This is a genomic window from Candidatus Nitrosotenuis aquarius (assembly GCF_002787055.1).
Taxonomy (GTDB): Archaea; Thermoproteota; Nitrososphaeria; order Nitrososphaerales; family Nitrosopumilaceae; genus Nitrosotenuis; species Nitrosotenuis aquarius.
In genome coordinates this window covers 248,206-261,094 of the sequence record NZ_CP024808.1, presented here as the reverse complement: position 1 = coordinate 261,094, position 12,889 = coordinate 248,206, and the positions used below count along the sequence as shown (strand labels likewise).

At 43.6% G+C, this 12,889-nt stretch carries 19 protein-coding genes; 11 read left to right on the top strand and 8 right to left on the bottom strand.

Annotation, left to right across the window (positions count from 1 at the left end; translation table 11 throughout):
* Positions 1-7 precede the first annotated feature (7 nt).
* A complete protein-coding gene (locus NAQ_RS01550; RefSeq protein WP_100181928.1) occupies positions 8-919 on the top strand; it encodes a TackOD1 domain-containing metal-binding protein in 912 nt (303 codons plus the stop codon).
* Here the strand turns inward: NAQ_RS01550 and NAQ_RS01545 are convergent.
* Together NAQ_RS01545 and NAQ_RS01540 are read right to left on the bottom strand one after the other, a co-directional pair.
* The gene (locus NAQ_RS01545) at positions 916-1,275 is read right to left on the bottom strand and encodes a response regulator (RefSeq protein WP_100181927.1); all 360 of its coding nucleotides are present in this window, start codon (positions 1,273-1,275) and stop codon (positions 916-918) included. The genes NAQ_RS01550 and NAQ_RS01545 overlap by 4 nt on opposite strands.
* A 40-nt stretch (positions 1,276-1,315) precedes the next feature.
* Positions 1,316-1,675: an Hpt domain-containing protein gene (locus NAQ_RS01540; RefSeq protein WP_100181926.1), complete on the bottom strand. Its 360-nt coding sequence runs from the start codon at positions 1,673-1,675 to the stop codon at positions 1,316-1,318.
* 55 nt (positions 1,676-1,730) lie between these two features.
* Here NAQ_RS01540 and NAQ_RS01535 point away from each other — a divergent pair, with 55 nt between their 5' ends.
* The 5 genes from NAQ_RS01535 to NAQ_RS01520 are packed head-to-tail and all read left to right on the top strand — an operon-like array spanning position 1,731 to position 6,288.
* A complete protein-coding gene (locus NAQ_RS01535; RefSeq protein ID WP_100181925.1) occupies positions 1,731-3,599 on the top strand; it encodes a sensor histidine kinase in 1,869 nt (622 codons plus the stop codon).
* Between the two features lie 60 nt (positions 3,600-3,659).
* Positions 3,660-3,791, top strand: coding sequence for a hypothetical protein (locus tag NAQ_RS10375; RefSeq protein WP_256387159.1), 132 nt, complete (start codon positions 3,660-3,662; stop codon positions 3,789-3,791).
* Positions 3,792-3,815: 24 nt separating this feature from the next.
* On the top strand, positions 3,816-5,189 hold the full coding sequence (locus NAQ_RS01530) for a TldD/PmbA family protein (protein WP_245871654.1): 1,374 nt from the start codon (positions 3,816-3,818) through the stop codon (positions 5,187-5,189).
* Complete coding sequence (locus tag NAQ_RS01525) at positions 5,186-5,725, top strand: uracil-DNA glycosylase (protein WP_100181923.1); 540 nt, start codon at positions 5,186-5,188, stop codon at positions 5,723-5,725. Before NAQ_RS01530 ends, NAQ_RS01525 begins: the two co-directional genes overlap by 4 nt.
* Complete coding sequence (locus tag NAQ_RS01520; RefSeq protein ID WP_100181922.1) at positions 5,722-6,288, top strand: DNA-3-methyladenine glycosylase; 567 nt, start codon at positions 5,722-5,724, stop codon at positions 6,286-6,288. Before NAQ_RS01525 ends, NAQ_RS01520 begins: the two co-directional genes overlap by 4 nt.
* Here NAQ_RS01520 and NAQ_RS01515 read toward each other — a convergent pair.
* Positions 6,260-6,895 carry a YqaA family protein gene (locus NAQ_RS01515; protein ID WP_100181921.1) on the bottom strand — a complete coding sequence of 212 codons (636 nt, stop codon included), beginning with the start codon at positions 6,893-6,895 and terminating at the stop codon, positions 6,260-6,262. The two genes, NAQ_RS01520 and NAQ_RS01515, sit on opposite strands and share 29 nt — an antisense overlap.
* Before the next feature lie 79 nt (positions 6,896-6,974).
* Here NAQ_RS01515 and NAQ_RS01510 point away from each other — a divergent pair, with 79 nt between their 5' ends.
* The gene (locus NAQ_RS01510; protein WP_100181920.1) at positions 6,975-7,349 is read left to right on the top strand and encodes a DUF6659 family protein; all 375 of its coding nucleotides are present in this window, start codon (positions 6,975-6,977) and stop codon (positions 7,347-7,349) included.
* Here NAQ_RS01510 and NAQ_RS01505 read toward each other — a convergent pair.
* Positions 7,340-8,269 carry an ABC transporter ATP-binding protein gene (locus NAQ_RS01505; protein WP_100181919.1) on the bottom strand — a complete coding sequence of 310 codons (930 nt, stop codon included), beginning with the start codon at positions 8,267-8,269 and terminating at the stop codon, positions 7,340-7,342. The two genes, NAQ_RS01510 and NAQ_RS01505, sit on opposite strands and share 10 nt — an antisense overlap.
* A 51-nt stretch (positions 8,270-8,320) precedes the next feature.
* Here NAQ_RS01505 and NAQ_RS01500 point away from each other — a divergent pair, with 51 nt between their 5' ends.
* Genes NAQ_RS01500 through NAQ_RS01485 form a run of 4 tightly spaced genes read left to right on the top strand, consistent with a single transcriptional unit; the run spans position 8,321 to position 10,936 of the window.
* Entirely contained in the window at positions 8,321-8,836 is a 516-nt protein-coding gene (locus NAQ_RS01500; protein ID WP_245871653.1) for a transcription elongation factor NusA, read from the top strand.
* Positions 8,833-10,113, top strand: coding sequence for an aspartate--tRNA(Asn) ligase (aspS, locus tag NAQ_RS01495; RefSeq protein ID WP_100181918.1), 1,281 nt, complete (start codon positions 8,833-8,835; stop codon positions 10,111-10,113). Before NAQ_RS01500 ends, aspS begins: the two co-directional genes overlap by 4 nt.
* 33 nt (positions 10,114-10,146) lie before the next feature.
* Entirely contained in the window at positions 10,147-10,491 is a 345-nt protein-coding gene (locus tag NAQ_RS01490; RefSeq protein WP_245871652.1) for a hypothetical protein, read from the top strand.
* Positions 10,492-10,534: 43 nt separating this feature from the next.
* Positions 10,535-10,936, top strand: coding sequence for a hypothetical protein (locus NAQ_RS01485; RefSeq protein WP_100181916.1), 402 nt, complete (start codon positions 10,535-10,537; stop codon positions 10,934-10,936).
* 20 nt (positions 10,937-10,956) lie between these two features.
* On the opposite strand, the gene NAQ_RS09980 is transcribed toward NAQ_RS01485, so the two are convergent.
* The 4 genes from NAQ_RS09980 to NAQ_RS01475 form a co-directional block, all read right to left on the bottom strand.
* A complete protein-coding gene (locus NAQ_RS09980; RefSeq protein WP_162858564.1) occupies positions 10,957-11,133 on the bottom strand; it encodes a hypothetical protein in 177 nt (58 codons plus the stop codon).
* A gap of 44 nt (positions 11,134-11,177) precedes the next feature.
* Complete coding sequence (locus NAQ_RS09975) at positions 11,178-11,342, bottom strand: hypothetical protein (RefSeq protein ID WP_162858563.1); 165 nt, start codon at positions 11,340-11,342, stop codon at positions 11,178-11,180.
* A gap of 151 nt (positions 11,343-11,493) precedes the next feature.
* Positions 11,494-11,748, bottom strand: a complete 255-nt coding sequence (locus tag NAQ_RS01480; RefSeq protein ID WP_100181915.1) for a hypothetical protein — start codon at positions 11,746-11,748, stop codon at positions 11,494-11,496.
* 123 nt (positions 11,749-11,871) lie between these two features.
* The gene (locus NAQ_RS01475; protein ID WP_100181914.1) at positions 11,872-12,885 is read right to left on the bottom strand and encodes an isocitrate/isopropylmalate dehydrogenase family protein; all 1,014 of its coding nucleotides are present in this window, start codon (positions 12,883-12,885) and stop codon (positions 11,872-11,874) included.
* Between the last annotated feature and the right edge of the window lie 4 nt (positions 12,886-12,889).

Sequence of the window (12,889 nt, the reverse complement as noted above, 5' to 3'; positions counted from 1 at the left end):
AAAAACAATGTCGGCAATAGAAGACAAAGACATACTAATTATAGAAGACAGTCCAGCAGTCGGCATTTTGCTCAAAGAATTTCTAAACAAATTAGGACTCAAAAAAATCCATCATTGTCAAAACGGCAAAACCGGAATAGAGTCGTTTAAGGAACTAGTAGAATCAAACAAGGTCCCGCTGGTGTTTCTAGATTACAACCTGCCAGACATGACTGGATATTCCATTATGACACAGATGCTCACCATCAGACCCGACGTCAAAATCATCATAGAAACAGCACGTGAGAAAACGGAAGATTCCATAAAAGATGTGATTGCCCAAGGCGCATACCAATATCTGCCAAAGCCAATCAGACTAGAAAATATCAAAGAGATAATAGAGACGCTCAAAATGGAAGAAACCCAAGGCATAGATGCTGGGACAAGCGAGCTGATTGAAAAACTGCTCTCAAGCTCGACTCAGATCAGCCTTTTGAGAATCCAACAGCAAACAGGAAAAGATGAACAAGAAGTTACACCAATAATAAAAAAACTGATTGCAGACAAAAAAATACTACAAATAGACGACATAAAGGAGGTTGCATGTCCAAGATGTAGCTCCGTGCGGGTGGCGCAGACATTTCACTGTCCCAAATGTAGGGGCACCAACTTTAAGCAAGACAAAATCATAGAGCACTACAAATGCGGAAACGTCACCTCTTCTTCCACATATACAGACGACAAATGCCCCAAATGTCACGAATTGATCAAGGTTTTTGGTGTGGATTATCGGGTTCAGGAAAACATGTACTCGTGCAACGGATGCGGTGAGATATTTGCCGAGATTCTATTGGAATACCTGTGCCTTCGATGCAACGACAAGTTCAAGCTGGATCATGCCAAGCTTTTGACAAGCAGGGGATACAGCTGGACTCGCTAGGCAGTCACTTCAGTAATTAGTTTTAAAACATGATCAAAGTCAAACGGCTTTGAGATAAACGACTTGGCACCATGTTTTATGCAGTCGTTTATGACATTTTGATTGTCACTTGCAGTAATCAAGATGATTTTTGCGTCAGGATGGTTTGCCATTACTTCTTTTACTACTGTTAGCCCGTCCTTTTTTGGCATTGCAAGATCCAACAATAACACATCTGGGTTTGCCTGTGAGTATTTTTCCACCGCCTCTGCCCCATTTTGTGCTTCGGCTACAATTTCATGCCCCCCAATAGACAGAATATCTTGGAGCACCATTCGTATAGCGTCTGAATCGTCCGCTATCATAACTCGAGCCATTCTAACCAAGCCACATGGTTATAGCTTAAGAGAATTTCGATTAAATCAAATCCTTGTGTGTGGCTTGGATCTGCGACACTAGGGAATCATAGCCGTCAGGGGTGCCGTTCATGGTATCATTCATGAACTTGTGCGATTGAACCATGGTTTGATGTATTTGTGGCACCGTATTGCCTGAGAGCATTGTTTTGAGGATTTTATCCAGTAGGGTTGCGATGTTGCCTATCTGTTCTTGGCCCATCATTGGCGCAAGGCCCTTTATTTTGTGAACGTGTTTTTCTATTTCTGATGCGTTTTTTGTAACATCCGAGTCGGTTTTACAGCTTTGAAGCAAATTACCAATTCCGGCAATGTCTTCGCTTACCTCTTGACGCGCTACGCGTAAGAATTCTTCAGACATCACTAACAATATTTTAATCGTGGTTTTTATACCATATTAGAGGTCAGGCAGTCCATTGAAGATAATTAGCAAGACATACCTGCTAATCGGGGTTTTAATCGGTGTCGCTCTCTTTAACCTGTTTGTATTATACAGCACACAGACCACAACTGCAAACGAATCCTATTCCATTATTCGTGTAGGAGACCTCAAGGCCAAAGTGGAAACAATCGCAGGCCTGGCAAGCTCCATTGCAAATGGCAAAGAAAGCGACAGACCAATACTTGAAAAAGAGATAGCAGAGTTTGACTCTGTGCTGCTCACACTAAAGACTGGAGGTACAATTAGGGGGCAGGTAGTCGCCCCAATACCTGCAGACATCACACCAGACTATGAGAGAGTTACCAAGATTTGGAAAGAGTACAGAGCAGATGCCGTAGAGATCCAGGCAACATCGCTGTACAACAAGGACGTGGTAAATGCAGTAAACTATGTCTTGGAAAAAAACACTGAATTGATTCTAGTGTCAGATGGATTAACACGCGACTTGGAGCTGCTTGATAGAAACTATAACCGACACAGAGAGATTGCGGCGGAATTACGTGAGACTGCAAAAATAATAGGACAGAACACATTATTGGTATCACTGGGGCAGGAACAAGAAGCAAAGGAAAACCTGCACAAGGCGAGAATAACATTTGACGCAGGAATTAGAAAATTGCTCCAGCTACCCCTAAACGACCTTGACTTGAGTGGAACCAACATCAAATCAGAAGAGCTAATACCCATTCCCAGAGAAAACTCGGACTCGCTTGAAGAGCTGGACTTGTTATGGGAATCCGTGGAATTGCGAATAAAGACAATAGAGACAAAGTCTCTCTATTCCGATGATCTTGACAACCCAATTGCTCGAATTAACAACCAGAGACAGTCACTTTTAGGCTCAATTGATTCGGTGTTAGACATGTGGAATGCTGACAGAATTGAGAGAAGGGACCAGGGCCAGATAATCACACAAGCAGTAATTGGCGCAGACATTGCAATATTTGTCATGGTATTGTTTACAATACGAAGGTCACTGAGCCCGCTTGAGACCATCACAAACGCTCTGTCCAAAGTCAGGGAAGGTGTGTATGGTCAGAAAATAGAATATTCTGCAAAAGACGAAATCGGTGATCTTGCATCTAGTTTTAACACCATGTCAGAGACAATCCGCGCAAAAGAGGAAGAGGCGAGGAAAACTGACACTGCAAAAGATGAATTCCTTGCAATGATCACGCATGAGCTAAAAACACCGCTTGTGCCCATTCGCGGATACGCTGACATTTTGCTTGGAGGCCACCTAGGAGACCTAACAGACAAGCAAAAGGAGAGAATATCAATTATCAAGTCCAGCGCGTCGTCTTTGTTACAGTTGATTTCAGACCTGCTTGATGTGCAAAAGCTAGAGCTGGGGCAGCTCAAGATGAAAAAGGAAAACGCAGACATACGAGCCACTGCTGACAAGTCAATTCAGACACTGCATCCACAGTTAGAAGAAGACAGAATAACAGTAACAAACGAGGTAGCAAGCATTATGGCACCTCACGACTCGGACAGAATTACTCAAGTCCTAACAAACTTGATTCGAAACAGCCTCAAGGCAGTCAAGCCAGGAACAGGCAAAATACGAATTTACTCAGAAGACCTGCCAAACGAGATCAAAATCAGCGTATCAGACAACGGCACTGGGATTCCATATGACAAACAGTCCAAGCTTTTCACCAAGTTTTACCAGGCGGATGCATCCCTTACCAGAGAAAAGGGCGGGAGTGGACTGGGGCTGTCAATATGCAAGGGCATTGTAGAGGCCCATGGTGGAAAAATCAGCCTGCAGAGCACGCCTGATTCTGGAACCACAGTCACATTTACTCTTCCAAAGTCAGACCACAAAGGCGCAGTGTAATCAAATAATCAAAACTTTTCAACACAGCCCAAAATAACCCAAGTTTTGCGATTCCCAACCATGGACAAGAACACCGAGTTTTATGCCATGTGTAGTGAATATTTTGCGGCGTTGCGCAAGGCAGGCAAAAACGACTATGCGTTTGAGGACGAATACTTTTACACAATGCCGGTGATTTCAGGCAACAATTAACAATAAGCAACAGCTCAAAAAATCGTGGAATATCAAAGTATTATCAGAATTGCGCTAGAGCAGGGCGCAACATACTGCGATGTCAGATCAGAGCGGAGCAAAAAGCAAGGAATCCTAGTGGAAAACGGCCAACAGGAGCAGGCTCAGATACGATTTGACAAAGGAATAGGAATCAGAGTTCTCTATGACGGGGCTTGGGGGTTTTTTGCCACAACCGATGAGGAAAAAGTAAGTGACGGCATAATTTCCGCAATAAAGGCAGCTAGGGCCACATCAAAAAAGCACAAGGTAAAACTTGCAAACATACCAGCAAACAAAAAAACAATAGAATTTACAATTATCAAAAAACCAGAAATTGAAGACATGACAAGATTGGCATTTGAATGCGACAGCATAATGAAGGAAAACAGGAAAATTACAAAAAGGCAAGTCTTTGCGCAGTCAGTCCACACTGAAAAGAATTTCGAGAATAGTGAAGGAACCATAGTTACTCAAAATTATATGGATTGCACAATAGACATGACTGCGACTGCGCGACACAACATAACCCAGTCAATCAACATTACTGAAGGCGGGCGCGGCGGTCTTGAAAAGATTAGTGCTGCCACAAAATCTGCAAAAGAGATATCTGACAAGGCAGTCCGGCTCCTAGACGCCAGGGCGCCAAAGGAGGAAAAGGCAACACTTGTGATGAATCCCGACTTTGTTGCACTGCTTACGCATGAGATTCTAGGCCATCCATCAGAAGCAGACAGAGTCCTTGGAAAAGAGATGGCGTGGGCAGGAGGTGCATGGTGGGCAGGAAAATTAGGGCAAAAAATCGGCTCCAATTCTTTAAACGTAATTGATGATCCCACAATTGCAAGCCTTGGTCAATTCGCATTTGATGACGAAGGGGTAAAGACAAAAAGAACAAGACTAGTTGAAAATGGCACCCTGGTAAACCACATGCACAGCAGAGAAACCGCAGAGATCTTTGGAGTGGAGCCGACGGGCTCTATGCGGGCAACATCATACCAGTTCATGCCTTTGATCAGAATGTCATGCACGTGCATAGAGCCTGGAAACTGGAACCCACAAGAAATAATCAAAGACGTCAAACATGGGTATTTTGTATCAAACATGAAGATTCCCTCAATAGACATGAAGCGCCACAACTGGAGCATCTCTGCCCAACATGCAAACAGAATTGAAAATGGAGAGATAAAGGAATTGTTACGTGATGTTATCATAGTCGGAACCGCCCCCGAGTTTTTCTCGTCAATTGACGCATGCGGTAATGACTTTACCGTACGCCCAATCACAAACTGCGGCAAGGGAGATCCAATGCAGCAAATGAAGATGGGAAATGGTGGACCCACAATACGCTGCATGGCAACAATTAGGAGTGTGGGATGAGCATTTCTGAAATTAGGGACCATGTGATATCTTGCACCAAATGTGAGCTGTGCAAGACTCGCACCAATGCAGTGCCAGGAAAGGGAAACCCAAGTGCCAAAATCGTATTCATCGGTGAGGCACCGGGAAGAACGGAAGACATACGGGGAGAGCCGTTTGTCGGCTCGGCAGGAAAGAAACTCTCCGATGCTCTTGCAAAAAACGGAATTTTGCGAGACTCGGTATACATTACAAACGTGGTCAAGTGCCGCCCGCCAAACAACCGCGTTCCAAATGAATCCGAGCGGGAATCATGTAGGCCATATCTAAATGCAGAGCTAGAAGCAATCAAGCCTGAGATAATCTGTGTTTTGGGCAATACCGCAAGCAATTCTGTCTTGGGACAAGGAGAAATAACAAAGAACAGGGGCAAAATCATAGAAAAAGACGGCAAAAAGTATTTTCTGACGTTTCACCCAGCCGCAATAATTTACAACCAGGAATTGGCTGCAATATTTGAGTCAGACATTGCAACACTTGCAAAACTAGTAAAATGAGACTAGCACGAAAATTCTACGAGCAAGACACAGTAGATGTCGCAAGGAATCTACTAGGCAAAGTCCTAGTGCGCAAAATAGGAAAAACTACAATATCGGGCATAATAACAGAGACTGAGGCCTATCGCCAATCGGACGATCCTGCAAGCCATGCATATAGAGGAATCACTCCCAGAAACCAGGCAATGTTTGGAAATGTCGGATGTGCCTATGTGTATTTCACATATGGGATGTATCACTGTGTCAATGTTGTGGCAAGAAGCCAAAAGCATCTGGCAGGTGCAGTCTTGATTCGCGCCCTGCGGCCAAAGACTGGAATTGACATCATGATAAAAAACAGAAAGACCGACAGGATAACAAACCTGACAAGTGGCCCAGGCAAACTCACAATAGCGCTAGACATTACAAAAAAGCAGTACGGTGAGGATCTAGTAAGATCATCATCGCTATACATCACAAATGGAATCACGCCTGACAGAATAATTGCGTCACCAAGAATTGGAATACGATTTGGCCTTGACAAAAAATGGAACTTTAGGATTGATCATCGTCTTTTTGTATAGTCCATGGTGCGAATCGGCCCAGGATTTTTTCCCAGTTTAGGCGCAAGACCAGGAGCACAGAACTTGTTGTTACTGCCACAAACACTGCAAATCCGACATAGATGATGGTCGGATCCTCTATATTCTCCAGAACAGGATCGACATAGTTCATTCCAAAATAATGCGATATCAGCACTATTGCATAGCACAAAACTATTTTGCCAATCAAGGTGGAGATGAAAAATCTCAGAGGATTGTATTTTGCAAGGCCCAGCGGAATGTAGATGAGATCATCTGGAATTGGAGTGGCTGCAGCTACAAATGCAGCGGCTGCCCCGTATCGCTTGACTAGCCTCTCAAATGGCCTCATTCTCTTTCTTGTCTTTTCCGTGATTATTCTTCGTCCTTCGTATGATATCAGAAATATGATCTGCTTTGCGACAGTGGATGTAATTGCCGCAATAAACACCAAATAATGTATGTTGAACTTGTCGCCAGCAGACATTGTAGCCAACAATATGAAAGACGGCAACGGGACAAACGGAATCAGAGAGCCAAAAAAGCTTACCAGCGCCAGGCCCAAATAGCCAATCTCGTCGGCAAATGGGAAAATGGCGGATAAATCCACGAACTTGGAAACGCCAGATGATTATTAAGCCATTATACCACCACGAGCTTAAAATAGAATAAACCAACACCAACAGAAAATGACTGCAAAAAAGCTGGAAGAAATCTGCAACAAAATTTCGCTAATTAGCCCCTACATCCGGTTTGTGGGAATAATCAACACAAACGGGGAACTTTTGGCATACAAGAGAAGGGAGCACATGACTCCACTTTTGGATTCTACTGCTACAAAGAATCAGTTTGCTCATATAGCGATAAAAACAGACATGGAGGCAAAGTTCGACAAGAGTCTGGGCGAGGTCCAGTTCGTGTGGGAAGAGCGCAAAAAGGTCCAGACAATATCGTTTGCGGTTGGAAAGCATCGAGTTTGGGTTTCAATTGACAAAAAAGTCATACGATCAGAGATGCTCCGAATTATTGACTCGTGCTTGCCTATTGTGAAAAATTATTCATAGAGCCAGCACTGCACGTATCCTGATTCTGTCTTGGTGTATTTTGGATCCAGGGCACACTTGTCCATCACACGATTACATCTTGACGCAAACCGGCAGCCGGGCTTTGGGTTTACTAGTCCCGGCGGGGATCCCGTGATGTATTGCGGCTTTTGCGAATCGTGCAACCTTGGAATTGACTTGATTAGCGCCTGCGTATATGGGTGTCTTGGATTTTGCAGAATCTGCTTTGCTGTGCCAAACTCTACCATCTGACCAGCATACATGATTCCTATTTTTTCGCAGACCTCGGATATTACCGCCAGGTCATGCGATATTACCACAAACGATACTCCTTGCTTTTTTAGCGACTTGAACAGATTTAGAATTTGGGACTGCACCAGAACATCCAGCGCAGTTGTCGGCTCATCTGCAATGACTAGCCTTGGTTTTAGTAGTAATGCCATTGCTATTACTATTCTCTGCTTCATTCCGCCTGAGAGCTCGTGCGGATATTTTGATAATATGGATTCGTCGAGGCCGACTTGGGACAATAATGACCGGATTATTTCTCGGTCATTGGATTGGTGCTGTCTTTGAATGTCTGAGAATTGCTGCGATATTGTGTATACTGGATCCAGTGAGTTCATTGCCCCCTGGAATATCATGGATATTTTCTTCCATCGGTATTGCGAGTCAAACTCGGCATCAGACAGATCCAAAATAGATTTGCCTTCTAGGATGACATTGCCTGACTCTATTTTGCCGCCAGGAATGGTCCTAATTATGGATAGGCCAAGCGTGCTTTTGCCGCATGCGCTCTCGCCTACTATGCCCACTGATTCACCCGGATTGATAGAAAAAGAGACATCCTGCACCGCCCGGACAGGCCCTTGTTCGGTTGGATAAACTGCATTTAGATTTTGTATGGAAAGAAAACTCATGGATCGTTGAGCCAAGGGGAACATTTAACTTTGTTTTATTTTTGACTTGAAATGTTGCAAGTGCCCATCTGCGTCTTTGATGCAAAAAACTCGGTTCTCTGTCCGCAGTGCGAATCCAAGCTGGAATCGGGCCAGCTCACGCAGGCAGACGTTGATGCGTCAATGAAATTGGCAAAACTTGCCAAGACAATTCCGGAAATAGAGAAATTTTCCATGAACTCGTGTCGGCAAATCGGGCTCAATCATGTGTTGTATTTATCAAAGCATGACATTGACGCCACAAGAAAGAGCCGCACATTATACCGGGCAATATCTGGCGAGTTTTCAGGCAAGGTCTGGCTTGTGGAATCGGAGGCATCTGACAGGAAATTCATAGAGGATTTGTTCTTTCCTGCCAAACTATTGTCAATTAATGCGGTTTGGGCGCCAGGAGGCCTGCAGAAAACAAAGGTAATTGTGTCTGGCAAGTGGACAAGCCGATTCCCAATCGACACTGAGCAGGTGGCAAAGATTGTAAAAGAGCTGCGCCAGCTTGATATCGTAATAGAATTTGAGGAAAAGAAATGAAGTTCAAAAAAACGCACGACATTGAATCCATATCGATATCCCTAGAAGGAAAGCAAATAGTAATTGGCGGCTGGGTTGAGGATTTACGAAAACTGGGCAAAATGTCGTTTCTGACCGTGCGAGATGTCACTGGATTGGCACAAGTAATAGTAAAAGACATTGCACTGCCTGAGGACCTGACTCGCCAGACAGTAGTAATGATACAAGGAATAGTGCAGGCAACAAAGGCGCGTGACTTTGCATATGAAATTAAGGCCGAGGCAATTGACATTTTGACTAGAGCAGTCCATCCACTGCCAATAGACCCAATTGGAAGGCTGGAATCAAACATCGACAACAGGCTAAATGCTCGAGCACTTGACTTGCGAAACCAGCGAGTCGCTGCAATATTTAAGATCCGCTCTGCGGTTTTGGCGTCATTGCGAAAAACATTCTTGGAGAAAAAATTCATCGAAATTACCACGCCAAAAATAATTGGTAGTGCAAGTGAGGGCGGCGCCAACTTGTTTTCATTAGAGTATTTTGGCAAAAAAGCATACCTTGCTCAATCACCGCAACTATACAAAGAACAGATGACAATTGGATTAGAACGCGTATTTGAGATTGCGTCATTTTATAGAGCGGAAAAATCCCACACTGGTAGGCACCTATCTGAATTTACATCAATTGATTTGGAAGCTGCATTTATGGACTATACCGATGTAATACAAATCCTAGAGGACTTGGTGGTGCAAGTATTCAAAGATATAATTGCAAACTGCCAAAAAGAGCTTGCCATATTGGAGAGAAAACTAGAAGTGCCCAAGACGCCTTTTGATAGAATAACATATTCGCAGTTAATTGATGAGCTCAAAAACAAAGGAGTCGACTTGAAATGGGGCGATGATCTATTGGACTCGCACTTGAAGTTGGTTGGCGAGTCGCATCCGGGCTTGTTCTTTTTGCTTGACTGGCCTATGGCACTAAAACCATTTTACATTCACCCAAAGGATGATGACCCCAAGATTTCACGCTCATTTGACCTGCAGTTTGGGCATTTAGAGTTGTCCTCTGGAGGCAGAAGACTGCACGATCCTGCCACCCTCAAGGCTCGAATTGCAGAGCAGGGATTGGACCCTGCCACATTTGAGGACCATTTGCGCGCATTTGACTGGGGCATGCCACCTCACTCCGGATGGGGAATGGGCTTGGACAGACTGATGACCGTACTAGTTGGAATGGATAATGTCCGCGAAGTGGTGCTGTATCCTCGCGACCCAGAGCGATTATCGCCATAAATCAAATTAAGTTTCCAGCACAATACAATGCCATTGGGCACGTGTGAGTTTTGCAGTTCTGCATTTGGCGACAGAAGGTGTTATTTTTGCTCCAAGACAGTTTGCACGTCATGCATGACAGATGATAGGACACGCTGCAAAAAATGCTACATCAAAAAGGCCAAGCTGTCATGGAAGCAGATTATCAAAAAGAACAAGATCATAGTTGGCTTTGTTGCATTCATCTGGTTTTATGCAGTGTTTCCTGGGCCTCTCATTCCGGGCCTGCACTCTGGATATTATGTGGTGTTTGTAATTGCTGGCATAGTATGCATGATACCGTTGTGCCTGATGATGTTTTTTTGGTCGCGCCATCCACCGTCATCTGATGTAAAATAATTTTGGTGTGATTATACATTGGGTAATTTCTAGCTTTGCGTTTTTGGAAAAATTAGCACTAGGCGATTATTCCGCCACTGGGCTTTTAAGTGTAAATCACACAATATTATCCGAGGAGAAAAACATGCAAACACAAGTTCAAAAACTAGTGACGCCTCGAGTGTTGTTCACAGCACTTGGCGTTGTGGTGTTTTCTGTACTAGTCCTGACTACCATAGTCCCAATAGCACACTGGGTTCCAGTAAGTGTTACAGAGACTGCAACAGTGATTGCAGTAACTGAAAATGGATGTGTGGTTGATGGAAGTAACGGATACCCAATAACGGTTGCTGACTGCAAAGCAAGCCCAGGTGAGAGCATCGAGTTCTCATACATGAGGCCCGCAGTAACAGACAGCCAATACATGCAAAGAGTTCACGCAAGAGCAGACTATGTCACTCCCTGAGCTCTTTGTTTTTTTCTAAATTATCTCCAGCTTTGCCTCTTTGAGTGGTCTTCACACCTTGAGCATTTGAGGCCGTCCATCTTTGTGCCGCATTTTTGGCAAAACATCTCAAATGAGTTTGATGGGAAAAGTATCTTTTTGAGCAGGAATAGGGCAACTAGTATTGCAATTCCAATTCCAATATAGACAAAAACCATGGATTATGATATACAGTCATTGCATAAAACAAGCTCGCCTGATTCTATTGTACTAGTTCCCAGTCGTTTTTTGCGCACTTGCATACAAAGCCTGAATCTTTTATGTAGGATTGAAATTCCAAATCCGTGCACGGTCCCATGTCTGGCATGGCAAATTCGGTGTTGCAGATTCGGCATTTTACCAAAAATCCATCCATAGTGTAGAGCATATCAATCCAGTTAACAATGTTAGTGCAATGTTATATGCAATGGATGCGTAGTGGTATGGATGAGCTTCAGAAAGTGTGTCCATTGTGGACGGGAATTTGAGGATGTTTTGAACAAGGGCGCATGCTCCATACAGTGTGAAAACGAGATAAGCTAGGCTTTTTTGTATCGTATCTTTTGTCCGCAAAACGGGCAGTAGTTGATTGACACTAGAGTGCTGGAATCATACGTTATGGAATCAATGATGGTGAATTTGCCTGTGCTATAGTTCCAGCTTGGGAATTTTTTGTTGTGGTTTTGGAATTGTTCGCAGCAGTACTCGGTTGTTTTGAGCAGAGTATGATCAGCGTATGACTTTGTTGGGTCGTCTGGGTCGGGTCTTGTGATTTTGGTGTAAAATGCGTCCATGGTGTGGTATTGTCGAGTTTGTTTATATCCTAAAATGGAAAAAAATGGTACAAAAATCGAATTTCTCAAAATCGACTTGTCTGAATAATACAGATTGGTTGGATCCGTGGGACTCGAACCGTATCATAACAAAGAAACTATTTCTTTGGTAAACTCGGACGTAGATTTAGTTCCGCCAATATCTACAGTTTTGATTCCCCTGTTTACTACACCATATACTGCAGATTCCAGTTTTCTGGCAATTTCAAAGCATTTAGGATCATTATGCTTTTTTCCTAGCCACTCTAGCATCATTTTTGCAGATAGAATGAACGAAGAAGGATTTGCAATCCCTTTTCCAGCAATGTCAAATGCTGCACCATGGACTGGCTCAAATAATGCAAAATTATCACCAATGTTTGCAGCTGGCGCCATTCCCAATCCACCTACCACCTCAGATGACTCGTCAGATAGAATATCGCCAAATAGATTCGTAGTCACTATGACATCAAATGTTTCAGGACGCCTGATCAAATTCATCGCGCATGCATCAACATACATTTGATCAAATTGTATATCTGAATAGGATTTTGCAACATCTGCGCAAACCCGAGAGAACAAGCCATCTGTTTTTCTCATTACGTTTGATTTGTGCACACATGTGACTCTTTTTTTGCCACTTCGTTGTCTTGCTGTCTCAAACGCATATTTTGCAATTTTTGTAGATGCCTTTTCTGAGATTATCCTAAATGCCACGGCAGCACCTGGTGTCTCAAACTCTTGGCCAGTGTACAAATCCTCGGTATTTTCACGCACAATTACCATATCAATTCCATCCTTTAGGGCATTCATTCCAGGGTAAGATTTTGCAGGACGAATATTTGCATACAAGTCTAGCATTCTGCGCAACACCACTATGACATCAGCAGCTGATTCGCCAACGGGTGCCTTCATACAGACATCGGATTTTTTGATTGCATCCAGTGTTTGATCAGGCAATGCTTTTCCATACTGCTTTAGTGCAATGTCCCCCGCAAGCAATTTTTGAATGTCGAATTTTACACCAGATTTGTCATGGATTGTATTCAATACAGAAATGACAGACTCGGATAGTTCAGGTCCAATACCGTCTCCGGTGATTAGTGAGATCTTGTACAAATGT

Excerpts from the sequence above, each read along its gene's own strand:
- NAQ_RS09975 (WP_162858563.1), bottom strand. The coding sequence starts at position 11,342 with ATGCTCTACACTATGGATGGATTTTTGGTAAAATGCCGAATCTGCAAC.
- NAQ_RS01505 (WP_100181919.1), bottom strand. The coding sequence starts at position 8,269 with ATGAGTTTTCTTTCCATACAAAATCTAAATGCAGTTTATCCAACCGAA.
- aspS (WP_100181918.1), top strand. The coding sequence starts at position 8,833 with ATGAAGTTCAAAAAAACGCACGACATTGAATCCATATCGATATCCCTA.
- NAQ_RS10375 (WP_256387159.1), top strand. The coding sequence starts at position 3,660 with ATGGACAAGAACACCGAGTTTTATGCCATGTGTAGTGAATATTTTGCG.
- NAQ_RS01510 (WP_100181920.1), top strand. The coding sequence starts at position 6,975 with ATGACTGCAAAAAAGCTGGAAGAAATCTGCAACAAAATTTCGCTAATT.
- NAQ_RS01540 (WP_100181926.1), bottom strand. The coding sequence starts at position 1,675 with ATGTCTGAAGAATTCTTACGCGTAGCGCGTCAAGAGGTAAGCGAAGAC.
- NAQ_RS01480 (WP_100181915.1), bottom strand. The coding sequence starts at position 11,748 with ATGGACGCATTTTACACCAAAATCACAAGACCCGACCCAGACGACCCA.
- NAQ_RS01545 (WP_100181927.1), bottom strand. The coding sequence starts at position 1,275 with ATGGCTCGAGTTATGATAGCGGACGATTCAGACGCTATACGAATGGTG.
- NAQ_RS09980 (WP_162858564.1), bottom strand. The coding sequence starts at position 11,133 with ATGGTTTTTGTCTATATTGGAATTGGAATTGCAATACTAGTTGCCCTA.
- NAQ_RS01550 (WP_100181928.1), top strand. The coding sequence starts at position 8 with ATGTCGGCAATAGAAGACAAAGACATACTAATTATAGAAGACAGTCCA.
- NAQ_RS01500 (WP_245871653.1), top strand. The coding sequence starts at position 8,321 with ATGTTGCAAGTGCCCATCTGCGTCTTTGATGCAAAAAACTCGGTTCTC.
- NAQ_RS01520 (WP_100181922.1), top strand. The coding sequence starts at position 5,722 with ATGAGACTAGCACGAAAATTCTACGAGCAAGACACAGTAGATGTCGCA.
- NAQ_RS01525 (WP_100181923.1), top strand. The coding sequence starts at position 5,186 with ATGAGCATTTCTGAAATTAGGGACCATGTGATATCTTGCACCAAATGT.